Genomic DNA, 14686 nt, shown 5'->3' with positions numbered 1-14686 from the left:
CCGTGACCCGGCTCGTGGGCAAGCGCACGGCCGCACAGCTCGCCAAGCAGGGGGTGGAGACCGGGGCGGATCTGCTGCGCCTGCTGCCCCGGCGCTACGACACCTGGGGGGAGCTGACCGATATGCGCACCCTCGTCGAGGGCGAGCAGGCCACCATCCAGGCCCAGGTCGTGCGCGCCTCCTCCCGGCGCACCCGCTCCGGACGGGTCCCGGCCCTCATGGAGGCCACCGTCACCGACGGCGCCTCCACCATGGACCTCGTCCAGTTCGGTGCGGCCGGCCAGATGCGCGCCCGAGCCGCTCAGCTGGCCCCCGGAACCACCGTCCTGCTCAGCGGCAAGGTGGGACTCCACCGTGGACGCAAGCAGCTGTCCAACCCGCGCCTGTACGTCCTCGACGAGCTCGATGAGGACGAGCGCGCGGCCCTGCTGGCCCGACCCATGCCCATCTACCCCGGCACGGAGGCCCTCCCGTCCTGGCTGGTGGCCAAGGCGGTGCGCAGCGTCCTGGACCAGCTGGAGCCGGGCGACGTCGCCGACCCCCTCCCCGAGGAGCTGCGGCGCGAGGCGGAGCTGGTCGACGCCTACACCGCCTACCGCTGGGTGCACCGGCCCGAGGACTCCGGGCAGTGGAAAGCTGCCCGGAAACGGCTGCGCCACGAGGAGGCCCTCATCCTGCAGGTCGCCCTGGCCCAGCGTCGAGCCCATCATGAGGCGACATGCACCGCGGTCGCCTGGCCCGTCCCGGAGGCGGAGGGCTCCCTGAGAGTGGACCTCGACGCCCGCCTGCCCTACGACCTGACCGCCGGGCAGAAGCGGGTCGGTGAGGAGATCTCCGCCGACCTGGCCCGCACCGTTCCCATGCAGCGCCTTCTTCAGGGCGACGTGGGAAGCGGTAAGACCCTCGTGGCCTTGCGCGCCATGCTCCAGGTGGTCGGAGGTGGCGGGCAGGCCGCCCTCCTGGCCCCCACCGAGGTCCTCGCCGCCCAGCACCACTCCTCACTGGAGGCGGTCCTGGGGCCCATGGCCCGCCTCGGGATGCTTGGCGGCGCCGAACGCGCCACCTGCGTCCACCTGCTGACCGGCTCCACCCTCGCCGCTCAGCGCCGTCGGATCCTCACCGATCTGGCCGCCGGTGAGCCGGCGATCGTCGTGGGTACCCACGCCCTGCTGTCCGACACGGTGCAGATCCCCTTCCTCGGCCTGGTCGTCGTCGATGAGCAGCACCGTTTCGGCGTCGCCCAGCGCGACGCCCTGCGCGAGCGCGGCGGTCTGATCGACCCGGCCACTGGACAGACCCACACGCCCCACCTCCTGGTCATGACCGCCACCCCGATCCCGCGCACCATCGCCATGACGGTCTTCGGAGACCTGGCCACCTCCGTCCTGGACGAGCTGCCCGCCGGGCGCAGCGCTGTACCCACTCACCTCGTCCCGTGGTCGCGCACCTCCTGGGTGGAGGGCATCTGGCGGCGTGCCGCCAAGGAGGTCGCCTCCGGGGGGCGGGTCTACGTCGTGTGCCCACGGATCGAGGTCGACGACGAGCCCCGGCAGGCGCCGATGGACGGCGCGGCGGCTGTCGAGACCGATGACGGGCCGAAGCAGGAGGCGCTCGCGGAGCAGGGGAACAGTTCGCATCCCGACCGCCCGCTGGCCGCCGTCGAGGACTGGAGGCAGCGACTGGCCGGCGAGCCCGCTCTGGGGGGCATCGGCGTCGGGGTCCTCACTGGACGCATGAGTGGTGAGGACAAGGCGGCCGCCATGGCCGACTTCGCCTCGGGCAACACCCCGGTCCTGGTGTCCACCACCGTCATCGAGGTGGGGGTGGACGTACCCGAGGCCTCGATGATGGTCATCCTGGACGCCGAGCGCTTCGGACTGTCCCAGCTCCACCAGCTGCGCGGGCGGGTCGGGCGTGGCAGCAGGCCGTCCCTGTGCGTGGCGGTCACCGGTGCGGAGGTCGGCTCCATCGCCTTCCACCGGCTCAAGGCCTTCGCCTCCACCACGGACGGATTCGCGCTGGCCGAGGCCGACCTCGAGCTGCGCAGCGAAGGTGACGTCCTGGGGGCCTCGCAGTCGGGGCGCACCTCCGGGCTGGACCTGCTGCGCGTGACCCGCGATGCCCGCCTCATCGCCACCGCGAGGCGTCAGGCCGAGCGGATCGTGGCCGCCGATCCTCAGCTGAGCGACCACCGGGCCCTGGCCGCAGCGATTGTCGAGCGTCTCGATGAGGAGTCCCAGGCCTTCCTCGAAAGAGCCTGAGGCACCAGGGTGAGGGCCGAGGAGCGTCCCCGGCTCAGGCCGGTTCGGCGAACCAGATCGTGGTCTCGCCGTACCGCTTGTCCGCGAAGCGCTCCAGCCCCGCCGGCCAGGTGGGTTCCGGTGAGCGCGTCGAACGCTCGACGACGACGACGGCGCGCGGCGCCAGCCACGGATCCTCGCTGCGGACCAGGGCAGTGAGGATCGCGGTGAGCTCCTCCTCGCTCAGCTCGTAGGGAGGATCGATCAGCACCAGGTCCGCCGGAGCGCCCGCCGGGCCTGCCAGGAAGGCGGCCGCCTTCGCGGTCACCGCCGATACCCCACTCAGGCCCAGTGAGCGGATGTTGCGTCGGCAGGTCTGCGACGCACCGCGCGAGGAGTCCACGAGCGTGACCTCGCCGGCTCCCCGGCTCGCGGCCTCCAGGCCCAAGGCGCCGGAACCTGCGCACAGATCCAGCACCCGGGCGCCGTCGAGCACCCCGTAGTGATCCAGGCGGGCGAAAAGAGCCTCGCGGACGCGCTCGGAGGTGGGGCGCGTCCCGGACCGGGGCACCTCGATCCTGCGTCCGCCCACGGTTCCGGCCACGATCCTCGTCATGGGGAAGACCCTACCCGGCCGGCAGGCCGCGTCCCCTGTGGCCGCGGCGCTCAGCCCTCCTCGGCTGGGGCGTGCTGACCGTAGCCGGTGTCCCGGATCTTGCACGCGACCGCCTCGATCTGCTCGTCGGTGAGGATCTTGGGGGTGCCGACGGCGAGCGTGCGCAGATAGAGCTCGCAGACCCACTCCAGTTCCTGGGCCAGGACGTAGGTGGAGGCCAGGTCCGGGCCGGTCACCACGGATCCGTGGTTGCTCATGAGGGCCGCGGTGCGTCCCTTGAGGGCCTTGGCGACAGTGGCGGCCAGCTCGGGGGAGCCGTAGATGGCGTAGTCGGCCACTCGCACGTCGCTGCCGCCGAACATGCAGATGTAGTAGTGCACGGCCGGGAGCGCGCTTACGCCCTCGAGGCTGGCCACGGTAGTGGCCGCATAGGAGTGGGTGTGCACGACCGACATCTGTCCGGTCGCCCGCAGCGCGGTCAGGTGCAGGTCCAGCTCGCTGGCGGGCTTGAGCGGCCCCTCGACCTGCTTGCCGGTGGCGTACTCGACCACGGCGACCAGGTCGGGGCGCATCTCCTGGTAGGGCAGCCCCGAGGGGGTGATGGCGACCAGGTCCCCCTCCCGAACGGACAAGTTGCCGGCGGTGCCGATGACCAGGCCGTCGTCGGACAAGTGGGAGCAGGCATCGGCGATCTGCTGTCGAGCGTCGTTGAGAAGCATGATGGGCTCTTTCCCCGGGGCGTACCGCTGCGCGCCCCGTTGCGTCAGAAGTGGTACCGAGGCATCGTCTCATGTTGGCGCTCTCATGTCTACGATTTCGCGTTTCTGTTTTCATGCTTGACATGACCGTTCGGTCAGGGGCATCCTATGTTTGCGCTCACATCGACGTGGGTCCTGGTCATCGTCGCCCAGTGAAAGGAAACTTGCCATGTCCGCTGCGTCCTACCCCGCCATCGGAATCCGTCCCCTCATTGACGGACGTCGTCGTGGCGTGAGGGAGTCCCTCGAGGACAAGACCGCTCAGCTGGCCAAGGATGTCGCCGAGCTCATCTCCTCGCGCCTGACTTACCCCGACGGCAGCCCGGTGCGCTGCGTCATCTCCGAGACCGCGATCGGAGGCGTGGCCGAGGCCAACCGCTGCAAGGAGCAGTTCCGCACCGAGAACGTGTGCGCCGACCTGACCGTCACCGCCTCCTGGAACTACATCACCGAGGTCCTCGACCTCGACCCCTCCATCCCGCACGCCATCTGGGGCTTCAACGGCACCGAGCGCCCCGGGGCCGTGACCCTGGCCGCCGCGGCCGCCGCCTACAACATGCTGGGCATCCCCTGCTTCGGCATCTACGGCCACGACGTGCAGGACGCCGACGACTCGGGCCTGACCGACGACGTCGTCGAGAACATCCTGCGCTACGCTCGCGCCGCCCTGGGGGTCGGCCTCATGAAGGGGCGCAGCTACCTCTCGATCGGAACCGTCTCCATGGGGATCGCCGGCTGCCGCGTTCCCGAGCAGTTCTTCGTCGACTACCTGGGCATGAGGGCCGAGTACATCGACATGATCGAGATCGACCGCCGTATCGCCCACGGCATCTACGACCACCAGGAGTACGAGACCGCCCTGGCCTGGGCCCGGGAGCACCTCACCATCGGGGAGAACCGCAACCCCGAGGCCAACCGCTTCACCCAGGAGGAGTATGACGAGCAGTTCGACTACTGCATCAAGATGCTCCTCATCGGCCGCGACCTCATGGAGGGCAACCCCGCCCTGGCCGAGCTGGGCTTCGTCGAGGAGGCCGAGGGGCACGACGCCATCGCGGCGGGCTTCCAGGGGCAGCGTCAGTGGACCGACTACAAGCCCAACGGCGACATCCTCGAGACCTTCCTCAACACCACCTTCGACTGGAACGGCAAGCGGCCCGAGAAGGTCTTCGCCACGGAGGGTGACGCCGGCAACGCCGTGGCCATGCTCTTCAACTCCGTCCTGACTCACCGTCCCCAGCTCTTCAGCGACGTGCGCACCTACTGGAGTCCCGAGGCCGTTGAGCGGGTCACCGGCTACAAGCTCGAGGGACGCGCCGAGAACGGCTTCATCGACCTGCGCAACTCCGGGGCCACCACCCTCAACGCCACCGGCGAGGAGAAGGACGCCGAGGGCAACCCCATCATCAAGCACTGGTGGGAGATCACCGAGGCGGACATCGAGGCGGATCTGAAGGCCTCCACCTTCCACGCCGCCACCCGCGAGTACTTCCCCGGAGGCGGCTTCTCCACGCACTTCACCACCGCCGGCGGCATGCCCGTCACCGCGACCCGCCTGAACTTCGTGGCCGGCCAGGGACCGGTCCTCCAGATCTCCGAGGGCTGGACCGTGGAGCTGCCCGACGATGTGCGCGACCAGATCGTCAACCGCACCGACCCGACCTGGCCGACGACCTTCTTCGTCCCGCGCCTGACCGGCCAGGGCGCCTTCACCTCCGTCTACGACTGGATGGCCAACTGGGGCGCCAACCACACGGCCACCGGCTATGGGCACTTCGGCGCCGACCTCATCACCCTGGCCTCGATGCTGCGCATCCCCGTCTACATGCACAACGTCGAGCGTGAGAGGATCCTGCGCCCCAAGGCCTGGGTGCCCTTCGGCACCGCCGAGCCCGAGAGCGCCGACTTCCGGGCCTGCGCCACCTTCGGTCCTCTCTACCGCTGACGGGGCGCCGCCATGACGAGCACCGACGAGCACCACGCCCTGGCCCTCGACCTCGGCTCCAGCTCCGTGAGAGCGGTCCTGGGAAGCTACCGGCAGGGCACCATCAGCACCGAGGAGGTCTTCCGCCTCCACCACCAGGCGGTGGACGACCACGGCACCCTCACCTGGGACCTCGAGCGCATCATGGACGGTGTTCGTCGGAGCATCGTCATGGCGACGCAGCGCCTGGGGCGGGCCCCCGACTCCATCGGCATCGACACCTGGGGGGTCGACTACGGCCTGCTCGACGCCCACGGAGAGCTGCTGCGCGCCCCGCGTGCCTACCGGGACCGGCGCATGGCCCGCTGGGCCGCGGACCTGGACCGGGCCCTCCCTGTGGAGGCCGCCTGGCGGGAGACCGGCATCCTGCCCCAGCAGATCAACACGGTCTACCAGCTCTACGCGGACCTGAGGCAGGAGCCCGACCTCATCGATCGGGTGGATCGCTTCCTGCCCCTGCCCGACCTCGTGGCCCACCTGCTCGGGGCTCCCGTGCAGGCGGGGCGGGCGATCGCCTCGACCACGGGGCTCGCCTCACCGGGGGCGCGAGAGTGGTCGGCTCGCGTGCTCCAGGCCACCGGGATTCCTGAGGGGTGGATGCCCCCGCTCGTCGACGACGCCACGGTGGCCGGGACGACCCCGGAGGGGATCACCATCGTGCGTCCCGGCGGGCACGACACCGCCTGCGCCGTCCATGCGCTCGGTCTGGCTGGTGACGAGGTGCGCCTGTTCATCTCCTCAGGATCCTGGAGCCTCATCGGGGCGGCGGTTCCCAGCCCCGTCCTGGACGCAGCGGCGCTGTGGGCCGGACTGACCAACGAGGTGCGCACTGACGGAGGCATCCGGCTGCTGCGCAACCTCACCGGCTTCTGGCTGCTCCAGGAGTGCCAGCGAGCCTGGAACGAGCCCGACACCGGTGCGCTGGTCGAGGCGGCGGGAGACTGCGCCTCCCTCGGGGTCGTCATCGACCCCGATGATGAGCTCTTCGCCAGTCCCGGCGACATGCCGGCCAAGATCGCCCAGTGGTGCCGCAGTCACTACAAGGTGGCTCCCGAGGGGCCGGCGCAGACGGTCCGGCTCATCCTCGAGTCGCTCGCCTGCGCCCACGCCGCCTACGCCCAGGGGCTGCAGGACGTCGTCGGCGACCAGCTGGACCCGGCGGCACCGATCCACCTGGTGGGAGGCGGGGCTCGCAACAGCCTCCTGCCGGCCATGACGGCGGCGGCCTGCCACCGCCAGGTCATCGTGGGCACGCCGGAGGCCAGTGCCCTGGGCAACATCCTCGCCCAGCTCGAGGCCGCCGAGGTCCTCGGCCCGAGTGCTCGCGGTGAGGTGCTGCGCCGCAGCATCGGCTCCGTGGAGGTCGAGGCCTCCGGGACCATCGCCGATCCCGGCGCCTTCGACGCCATGCGGGAACGGCTGGGCAACGCCACCGCCGACTGACCGCCAGGCACGTCGAGCGTAACCACACATTGAACTGAACACCCACCACACGAAAGGAGCAACGATGCTCCGCAACATTCCCGCCAACCTGTCACCCGAACTCGTCAAGATCCTGCTCGAGATGGGCCATGGGGATGAGATTCTCCTGGCCGATGCGAACTTCCCCGGGCACCACCTCCACCCCACTACAGTGCGAGCCGACGGCTTGGGGATCCCCGACCTGCTGCGGTCCATCCTCACGCTCATGCCCCTGGACCGCTACAGCAGCTACCAGGTGGCCCTCATGGAGACGGTGGGCGATGACCCTCGGCCTCCGGTGTGGGACGTCTACGAGGAGATCTGGAACGAGGCCGAGAAGGATGCCGGACCGGTGAGCGTCAAGACGATTGAGCGCATGGCCTTCTACGACTACACCCCCAGCGTCTACGCCGTTGTCCTCACCGGGGAGACCGCCCTGTACGGCAATCTCATTCTCAAGAAGGGCGTGCTGTGATGACTGCGATCCGTGAGTCCGTGGCTGAGGAGGCTCCCGTTCGGGAGGGGCCGGCCAAGCGGGGGTTCCTGTATCCCGGCATGGTGCTGCCCTTCTGTCTGCTGGTCTCCTGCTTCGCCGCCTGGGGCCTGGCCGGAAACATGACCGATCCTCTGGTCAAGGTCTTCCGCTCCGTGTTCTCCATGAACAACTTCCAGTCCTCCTTGGTGCAGTCCGCCTACTACGGGGCCTACTTCTGCCTGGCGATCCCGGCGGCCTTCATCAACAGCCGCCTGGGCTACAAGGGCGGCGTCCTCATCGGGCTGGTGCTGGCGGGAACCGGCGGGCTCCTGTTCATCCCCGCGGCCTACGTCATGACCTACTCGGTGTTCCTGACCGCCCTGTTCACCCTGGCTGCCGGCCTGTCCATTCTGGAGACCAGTGCCAACCCCTTCGTCATGTCGATGGGGCCGGAGCGCAATGCCACTCGGCGCCTCAACTTCGCGCAGGCATTCAACCCCATCGGCTCCAATCTGGGGGTGCTGCTGGCCGCCCTACTCATCCTGCCCAAGGTGAACCCGGCCACCGCCGAGCAGCGCAAGGCCATGAGCCACGAGGTGCTGCTGGCCACCCAGAGCGCAGAGCTCAAGGCGGTCATGGGTCCCTATGTCGCCCTCGGGCTCCTCTACATCCTGCTGGCCGTCATGATCGGCCGGGTCAAGGTCGTGGAAAGGCCGGTGGAATCGGCTGCGGGTGACAGCGGCGGGCCGGGCAGGCTCGCGCGCCTGCTGCGCAATAAGCGCTACAGCTTCGGGGTGGTGGCGCAGTACTTCAACGTCTCCGCCCAGACCTGTATCTGGACCTACACCCTGCACTACGTCACAGATGCCCTGGGGGTGTCGGACAAGATCGCCGGATACTGGTTGCAGGCGAGTCTCATCGTCTTCCTGGTCTTCCGGTTCCTCATGGTGGGTCTCATGGGGCGGTATGACGCACGAAAGCTGCTTCTGTTCATGTGCTCCCTCGGGGTCGGCCTGTCCCTGTTCGCCATGGTGAGCGTCAACATTCTGGGGGTGCTGGCCATTGTCTCCCTGTCGGCGTGCATCTCCCTGCTGTTCCCCACTATCTACGGCGAGGCCCTCCTTGGGCTGGGGGAGGACACTAAGTTCGGGGCCGCTGGCCTGGTTATGGCCATCATCGGCGGAGCCACCATGCCTCTGGTGCAGAGCTACATCATGGACAAGACGTCTCCTGCGGTGTCTTACATCACGGTAGCCGGGTGCTTTGTGGTGGTGGCCGCCTACGGGGTCTACACGCTGCGCACGCCCAGGCCCGTCAGCGCCTCCTGACGGTCGCCTCTTACCTCGGAGCTCTGTGCGCCCACTCAGTACGAGCCGGGCGTGCAGAGCTTCGCAGGCCCAGTGGGTCCAGTGGGCCCGCCTGGAAAGGTGATCGCCGGCGCTAGGCCTTGGTTGATGTCGCCCTGACGACGAGCGTTGGCTCCAGGCGGACACTGCGGGCGGGGGCGCCCTCGACGATCTCGTCGGACAGGCTCAGTGCGGCCCGTCCCAGGGCGTCGAAGTCCTGCGTGACGCTGGACAGGGACGGGGTCGCCCAACGTGCCAGGGGGATGTCATCGAAGCCGACGACGGCGACGTCGTCGGGGATCCTCACGCCGGCGGCGAGCAGCTCATGGCACAGCCCCAGGGCGATGTCATCGTTGGCGGCGAAGACGGCGTCGGGCAGACCGCTGTCGAGCAGGCGCCTGGCGACCTTGGCCCCGGCCTCTCCCGTCCAGGCGTCCGTGCCCACCCAGCGACCGAGGATCCCGGCCTGCGCGCACACCGACTGGTAGGCGGCCAGCCGCTCCGAGGCGTCCTGCCAGGACAGGTCCCCGGTGACATGCAGCAGGCGGCTGCGCCCCTGAGCCAGAAGATGCTCGGTTGCCAGCCTGGCTCCCAGGGCCTGGTCGATGGAGACGGTGGCCAGCTCGGCGAACTCGTGCTGACCCGCGATGATGACCACGACCGGACCGCGGTGGCGCTGGGAGGAGAGGATGGTCAGGACGTCGGCGCGCTGGGCCAGGACCACGATGGTCGCCACGCGGTGACCGTGCAGGTGAGCCAGTGCCTGTCGCACGGACTCCGGGTCGCTTCCCTCGGCAGTGGCCAGGACGAAGGTGTCCCCCCGCTCGCGCACCGCCCTGGCGATCGCGGAGAAGGTGGAGGCCATCCCGTGCGACAGCCCGGCAGTCAGCAGGATTCCCACCGCCCCGGAGGAGCCCGAGGCCAGTGAGCGGGCGGCGAGGTTCGGCTCGTAACCCAGTGCCTGAACGGCCGCCAGAACCTTCTGACGTGTCTCGGGACGGACCGACGGGTGGTTGTTGAGTACGCGGGAGACGGTCTGCGCTGAGACTCCGACTGCCTCGGCCACGTCACTGAGGGTCACGCGTGTGGACACAAGGGAAATATAGCAGCGCCGCCCCAGGACTCCGGGGTGCCGCGTTGGCGTGCTGGCGAGGGTGGTGCGGCGCGCGTCCCGCACGGCGGTGGGCCCAACCAGTAGCGTGACCGTATGAGCCTGGCCGTCTACCCCGGAAGCTTCGATCCCCTCACCCTGGGGCACGTCGACATCGCCGACCGTGCGACCACGCTCTTCGACGTCGTCGTCATCGGGATCGCCCACAACGCCGCCAAGGCCGGGCGCCACCTGCTCGACGCCCACGAACGCCTCCGCCTGGCCAGGGAGGCCACCTCCCACCTGCCCGGAGTCGAGGTGGACATCGTCCCCGGGCTCCTGGCCGACTACTGCAGCCGGCGCGGTGCGAGCGCCATCATCAAGGGCCTGCGCAACGGCAGCGACCTGGACGCCGAGCTGCCCATGGCCCTGCTCAACCGCGACATGGGGGCGCCCGAGACGGTCTTCCTGCCCGCGTCCGCCGCCTACGCGCACATCTCCTCCTCCCTCGTCAAGGACGTCGCCGGCTATGGCCGGGACGTCTCCGCCCTCGTCCCGCCCGCTGTGGCCCACGCCCTGGCGGTCCGGCTGGCTCAGGCCCCCGGGTCTGCGGCTCACGACGGCGTCGACTCAGGACTCGTCCCGCCCGGGACCCCGCCAAGCCGCTTCGTCGGCGCCGACCACACTCGAGAGGACCTACCGTGACGACCAGCCGCGATGCCGGAGACGACCTGCTGCGCATCCTCGATGAGCTCGACGAGCTCATCAGCAACGCCCGATCCATGCCGATGAGCGCCTCGGCGATCGTCAACCGGGAGAACGCCCTGCACCTCATCGACCGGGCTCGTGACGCGGTCCCGAGCGCCGTTCGCCGTGCCGAGAAGATCGTCGCCGATGCCGACGCCGTCCTGGCTGAGGGGCGGGCCGAGTCCGAACGGCTCGTCCAGTACGCCCAGGAGGAGTCCGAGCGGCTCGTGGCCGGGGAGAACATCGTGCGCATGGCCAATGACCGGGCTGACAGCATCGTGGCCGCGGCGGAGGACAAGGCCGCCTCCCTGCGTCACGGGGCCGATGAGTACTCCGACCGCACCCTGGCCTCCCTGGAGGCCGAGGTCGCCAAGGTCGCCGAGCAGATCCGTGCCGGCCGTGAGGTCCTGGCCGGCCGCCTGGGGGACGGCGCGGGCCAGCCGATGGAGATCCAGGAGCCCGTGCGCCGTCGCTCGGGCTGGTCCGTGGACCCCTCCGCCCACTGAACCAGAGGCGCCGCAGCCCCACCGGGTACGCTCGCGTCAGACACCTCGTCCATCACCCCGCCCACCAGCCGCCCAGCACCATGTGCATCACCTGGTGCATCACCTGGTACATCACCTGGGCATCACGCGGACATCATGCCGCTTGGGCCCCTCGGTCATCGCTGGATGCGGCGCGGTCAACCCGCTGTGGAGGAAACCATGTCAGGACTCGTCGTCGACATCGTCGACCTGCCCCGTGCCACCGGCTCGGTCAAGAACCTGCAGATCCGTACCCCCGCCCCCGCCGACCTGGGCACCGAGGTCATCGGCGTGCCCGAGGGCAGTGACCTCGCCCTCGACGTCACCCTGACCTCCATGGACGACGGCGTCCTGGCGCAGGCCGACGCCGACCTGCACGTCCACGGCGAGTGCGTGCGCTGCCTGCGCGACCTCGATGAGGACCGCAGCGTGAGGATCGACGAGCTCTACCTCTTCCCCGAGGTCATCGAGGCCCAGCGGGCCGAAGGCGATGAGGAGGCAGAGGACCTCCTGGCGGTGGGGGAGACCACGCTGGACCTCGAGCCGGCACTGCGCGACGCCCTGGTGCCCACGCTGCCCTTCCAGCCCCTGTGCCGCCCCGACTGCCCCGGACTGTGCCCCGACTGCGGCAAGCGGCTCGAGGACCTGCCCGCCGACCACCATCACGAGGTCCTTGACCCGCGCTGGTCCGCCCTGGCCGGCCTGCTGGAGACCGAGACCGGTCAGGAGGGCGAGCAGGACGCGCCCACGAGCGGGGAGGAACAGGCCTGATGGCCAAGCGCCGCAGCGCCCCGCCCGCGCGCACCGACACCGAGGCCCTCGTCTACCGCTGGGGGCCGAGCATCGATGCCGACCTGCTCGACCTGGCCCTGACCCACCGCTCCTACGCCCACGAGAACGGCGGCCTGCCCACCAACGAGCGCCTGGAGTTCCTGGGCGACTCCGTCCTGGGCATCATCGTCACCGAGTACCTTTACCGCACCCACCCGGAGGTCCCCGAGGGCCAGCTCGCCAAAATGCGTGCGGCCACCGTCTCCGAGCCGGCCCTGGCCGCCGTCGCCCGCGACCTGGGACTGGGGGAGTTCATCAAGCTCGGCAAGGGCGAGGCGCTCTCGGGCGGGCGGGACAAGGACTCCATCCTGTCCGACACGGTCGAGGCCCTCATCGGCGCCACCTACCTCACCCACGGCCTGGAGGAGACCCGCACTGTCGTCACCCGGCTCGTCTCCCGCTTCCTGGACTCTGCCCGCACCCGCGGCGCGGGCTTGGACTGGAAGACGAGCCTCCAGGAGCTCACCGCCGTCCACCAGCTCGGCAACCCCGCCTACGAGGTCACCGGAACCGGCCCCGATCACCAGCGGGTCTTCACCGCCAGTGCCATCGTTGACGGCGAGGTCCTGGGGCAGGGCACCGGCAGCTCGAAGAAGGTCGCCGAGCATGACGCCGCCGAGGCCGCCTACGCCGCCATCCTGGCTGCCCGGGGCGACGGCGGCCTCAACCTGCCCGGAGTCAACGAGGCCCTGCGCGCCGACCTGCTCACCGGGCAGGGCTCCCAGACGATCTGATGCCAGAGCTGCCCGAGGTCGAGGTGGTGCGCGCCGGTCTCGCCCGGCACGTGGCCGGACGCACCGTCACCCGCGTCGAGGTTCTCGATCCGCGTCCGCTGCGCCGCCAGGACGGGGGAGCACAGGCCTTCGTCGACCAGCTCACCGGGCGCACCCTGACCGCGGCCGTCCGCCGCGGGAAGTTCCTGTGGTTGCCCCTGGATGACGGACGCGCCCTGTCGGCCCACCTGGGCATGAGCGGCCAGCTGCTCGTGCGCGGCACCACCGTCGCGACCGCTCCTGACGCTGCCCCGGAGTCCCACCGTGCCGCGGCCTTCCTGGCCGATCCGGATACTCTGCCCGGCGGGCGCCCAGCGGACCTGAGTGCTACCGAGCAGCCCCGCTACGTGCGGGACATCTCCACCTCCGCCCGCCACCTGCGAGTGCGCCTCCACCTCAGCACCGGCCTCGGCGGCGACAACGGCGCCGATGGTGACGACGGTGACGGCGCGGCGGTCCTCGACCTGGTCGACCAGCGCATGCTCGGTGGCCTGCACGTCGTCGACCTGACCCCCACCGCTGACGGCGCTCCCGGCGGAACGGGCGACCCGCGGCCGCTGCTGCCCGCCGACGCCACCCATATCGCCCGTGACCTGCTCGACCCGGCCCTGGAGCTGACCGGCCCCACCGGCGTCGTCGCCCGGCTGCGCGCCTCGAGGCGCGCCATCAAGACCCAGCTGCTCGACCAGGGACTCGTCTCGGGCATCGGCAACATCTACGCCGACGAGGGCTTGTGGGAGGCCGGGGTGCACGGCCTGCGTCCGGGAACCGGTCTCGGCCCGCGGGTGGTGGCCCGGATCCTCGAGTCCACCGCTGAGGTCATGCGCCGGGCCCTTGAGGTCGGTGGCACGAGCTTCGATGCCCTCTACGTCGATGTCGAGGGTGCCGCCGGGTTCTTCGCCCGCGAGCTGGGCGCCTACGGGCGCCAGGGACTGGAGTGTCGCCGCTGCAAGGCCACCATGGTGCGTGAGACTCTGGGAGGGCGTTCTCACACCTACTGTCCCCGTTGCCAGACCCGTCCGCGCCGGCACCGGTAGGCGCCGCCAGTGCTCGCAGGCAGCCTCCACAACAGCATCACCGCAGCATCGCCACAGCGCTGCCAGGGTTGTGACGTAGGTTTCCATACCCTGGTAATGTCATGAGTATGGCACACACCCCATCGTCGGAGATCGTTCGCGTCATGATCGTGGACGACCACGAGATCGTCCGTCGCGGCATCGCCGAGATCATTGACCGCGCTGATGGGCTCGACGTCGTCGCCGAGGCGGGATCTCGGGCTGAGGCGGTGCGTCGGGCCGAGCTGGTCCGCCCCGATGTCATCCTCGTGGACCTCCAGTTGCCCGACGGCACCGGCATCGAGCTCATGCAGGAGCTGAGGGACTCCGTGCCCCAGGCCCTGCCGATCGTGCTGACCTCCTTCGACGACGACGAGGCCCTGGCCGAGGCCCTGGCGGCAGGTGCCCGGGCCTACCTGCTCAAGACGGTCCACGGTGCCGAGATCAGCGACGTCGTGCGGGCCGTCGCCTCCGGGCGCGTCCTGCTCGACGAGCGCACCGTGACGCGCCGCCGGGCGGACCACGACGACCCCACCGCCGACCTGACCAATGCCGAGCGCAAGGTCCTCGACCTCATCGGCGACGGCCTGTCCAACCGGGAGATCGGTGAGCGGCTCGGAGTCGCCGAGAAGACGGTCAAGAACCACATCACCTCCCTGCTGGCCAAGATGGGTCTGCAGCGACGCACCCAGGTCGCCGCCTGGGTCGCCGGTCAGCGAGCCTCAGGCTGGCGCAACAGCTGACGGGTCCTTCTGCGCGCTGAGCCCGCCACTGAGGGGCGCACGC

General features: G+C 70.0%; 14 protein-coding genes. 11 read left to right on the top strand and 3 right to left on the bottom strand.

Going from position 1 to position 14686, the window contains the following annotated elements; translation table 11 throughout:
• Positions 1-2: 2 nt before the first annotated feature.
• Complete coding sequence (locus FK267_RS10345; RefSeq protein WP_141407202.1) at positions 3-2261, top strand: ATP-dependent DNA helicase RecG; 2259 nt, start codon at positions 3-5, stop codon at positions 2259-2261.
• A 34-nt stretch (positions 2262-2295) separates the two neighbouring features.
• Here the strand turns inward: FK267_RS10345 and rsmD are convergent, their stop codons facing one another.
• Both rsmD and FK267_RS10335 read right to left on the bottom strand, forming a co-directional pair.
• The gene (rsmD, locus tag FK267_RS10340; RefSeq protein ID WP_141407116.1) at positions 2296-2856 is read right to left on the bottom strand and encodes a 16S rRNA (guanine(966)-N(2))-methyltransferase RsmD; all 561 of its coding nucleotides are present in this window, start codon (positions 2854-2856) and stop codon (positions 2296-2298) included.
• A 50-nt stretch (positions 2857-2906) separates the two neighbouring features.
• The gene (locus tag FK267_RS10335) at positions 2907-3575 is read right to left on the bottom strand and encodes a class II aldolase/adducin family protein (RefSeq protein WP_141407115.1); all 669 of its coding nucleotides are present in this window, start codon (positions 3573-3575) and stop codon (positions 2907-2909) included.
• A gap of 208 nt (positions 3576-3783) precedes the next feature.
• On the opposite strand from FK267_RS10335, the gene FK267_RS10330 reads away from it, so the two are divergent.
• The 4 genes from FK267_RS10330 to fucP all read left to right on the top strand — a co-directional run bounded on the left by FK267_RS10330 (position 3784) and on the right by fucP (position 8862).
• Positions 3784-5559 (top strand): L-fucose isomerase, encoded by a 1776-nt coding sequence (locus FK267_RS10330; protein WP_141407114.1) that lies wholly within the window; start codon positions 3784-3786, stop codon positions 5557-5559.
• 12 nt (positions 5560-5571) lie between these two features.
• Positions 5572-7041, top strand: coding sequence for a rhamnulokinase (locus FK267_RS10325; protein WP_141407113.1), 1470 nt, complete (start codon positions 5572-5574; stop codon positions 7039-7041).
• 64 nt (positions 7042-7105) lie between these two features.
• Complete coding sequence (locus FK267_RS10320) at positions 7106-7534, top strand: RbsD/FucU family protein (RefSeq protein WP_141407112.1); 429 nt, start codon at positions 7106-7108, stop codon at positions 7532-7534.
• On the top strand, positions 7534-8862 hold the full coding sequence (gene fucP, locus FK267_RS10315; RefSeq protein WP_141407111.1) for an L-fucose:H+ symporter permease: 1329 nt from the start codon (positions 7534-7536) through the stop codon (positions 8860-8862). Before FK267_RS10320 ends, fucP begins: the two co-directional genes overlap by 1 nt.
• A 112-nt stretch (positions 8863-8974) precedes the next feature.
• Here the strand turns inward: fucP and FK267_RS10310 are convergent, their stop codons facing one another.
• Positions 8975-9973: a LacI family DNA-binding transcriptional regulator gene (locus FK267_RS10310; protein ID WP_141407110.1), complete on the bottom strand. Its 999-nt coding sequence runs from the start codon at positions 9971-9973 to the stop codon at positions 8975-8977.
• Between the two features lie 114 nt (positions 9974-10087).
• Between FK267_RS10310 and coaD the strand changes: the two genes are divergently transcribed.
• The 6 genes from coaD to FK267_RS10280 all read left to right on the top strand — a co-directional run bounded on the left by coaD (position 10088) and on the right by FK267_RS10280 (position 14643).
• Positions 10088-10675, top strand: a complete 588-nt coding sequence (coaD, locus tag FK267_RS10305) for a pantetheine-phosphate adenylyltransferase (RefSeq protein WP_141407109.1) — start codon at positions 10088-10090, stop codon at positions 10673-10675.
• Positions 10672-11223, top strand: coding sequence for an ATP synthase subunit B family protein (locus FK267_RS10300; protein ID WP_141407108.1), 552 nt, complete (start codon positions 10672-10674; stop codon positions 11221-11223). The genes coaD and FK267_RS10300 overlap by 4 nt, the downstream gene beginning before the upstream one ends.
• Before the next feature lie 198 nt (positions 11224-11421).
• Positions 11422-12012, top strand: a complete 591-nt coding sequence (locus FK267_RS10295; protein WP_004565184.1) for a YceD family protein — start codon at positions 11422-11424, stop codon at positions 12010-12012.
• Positions 12012-12806, top strand: coding sequence for a ribonuclease III (gene rnc / locus FK267_RS10290; protein ID WP_075378225.1), 795 nt, complete (start codon positions 12012-12014; stop codon positions 12804-12806). The genes FK267_RS10295 and rnc overlap by 1 nt, the downstream gene beginning before the upstream one ends.
• On the top strand, positions 12806-13882 hold the full coding sequence (gene mutM, locus FK267_RS10285) for a bifunctional DNA-formamidopyrimidine glycosylase/DNA-(apurinic or apyrimidinic site) lyase (RefSeq protein ID WP_141407107.1): 1077 nt from the start codon (positions 12806-12808) through the stop codon (positions 13880-13882). Before rnc ends, mutM begins: the two co-directional genes overlap by 1 nt.
• A gap of 101 nt (positions 13883-13983) precedes the next feature.
• Positions 13984-14643 (top strand): response regulator, encoded by a 660-nt coding sequence (locus FK267_RS10280; RefSeq protein WP_020991587.1) that lies wholly within the window; start codon positions 13984-13986, stop codon positions 14641-14643.
• The last annotated feature ends 43 nt before the right edge of the window (positions 14644-14686 follow it).

The organism is Actinomyces oris, assembly GCF_006546825.1.
GTDB lineage: Bacteria > Actinomycetota > Actinomycetes > Actinomycetales > Actinomycetaceae > Actinomyces > Actinomyces oris.
This window is presented reverse-complemented; position numbering and strand designations above follow the sequence as displayed.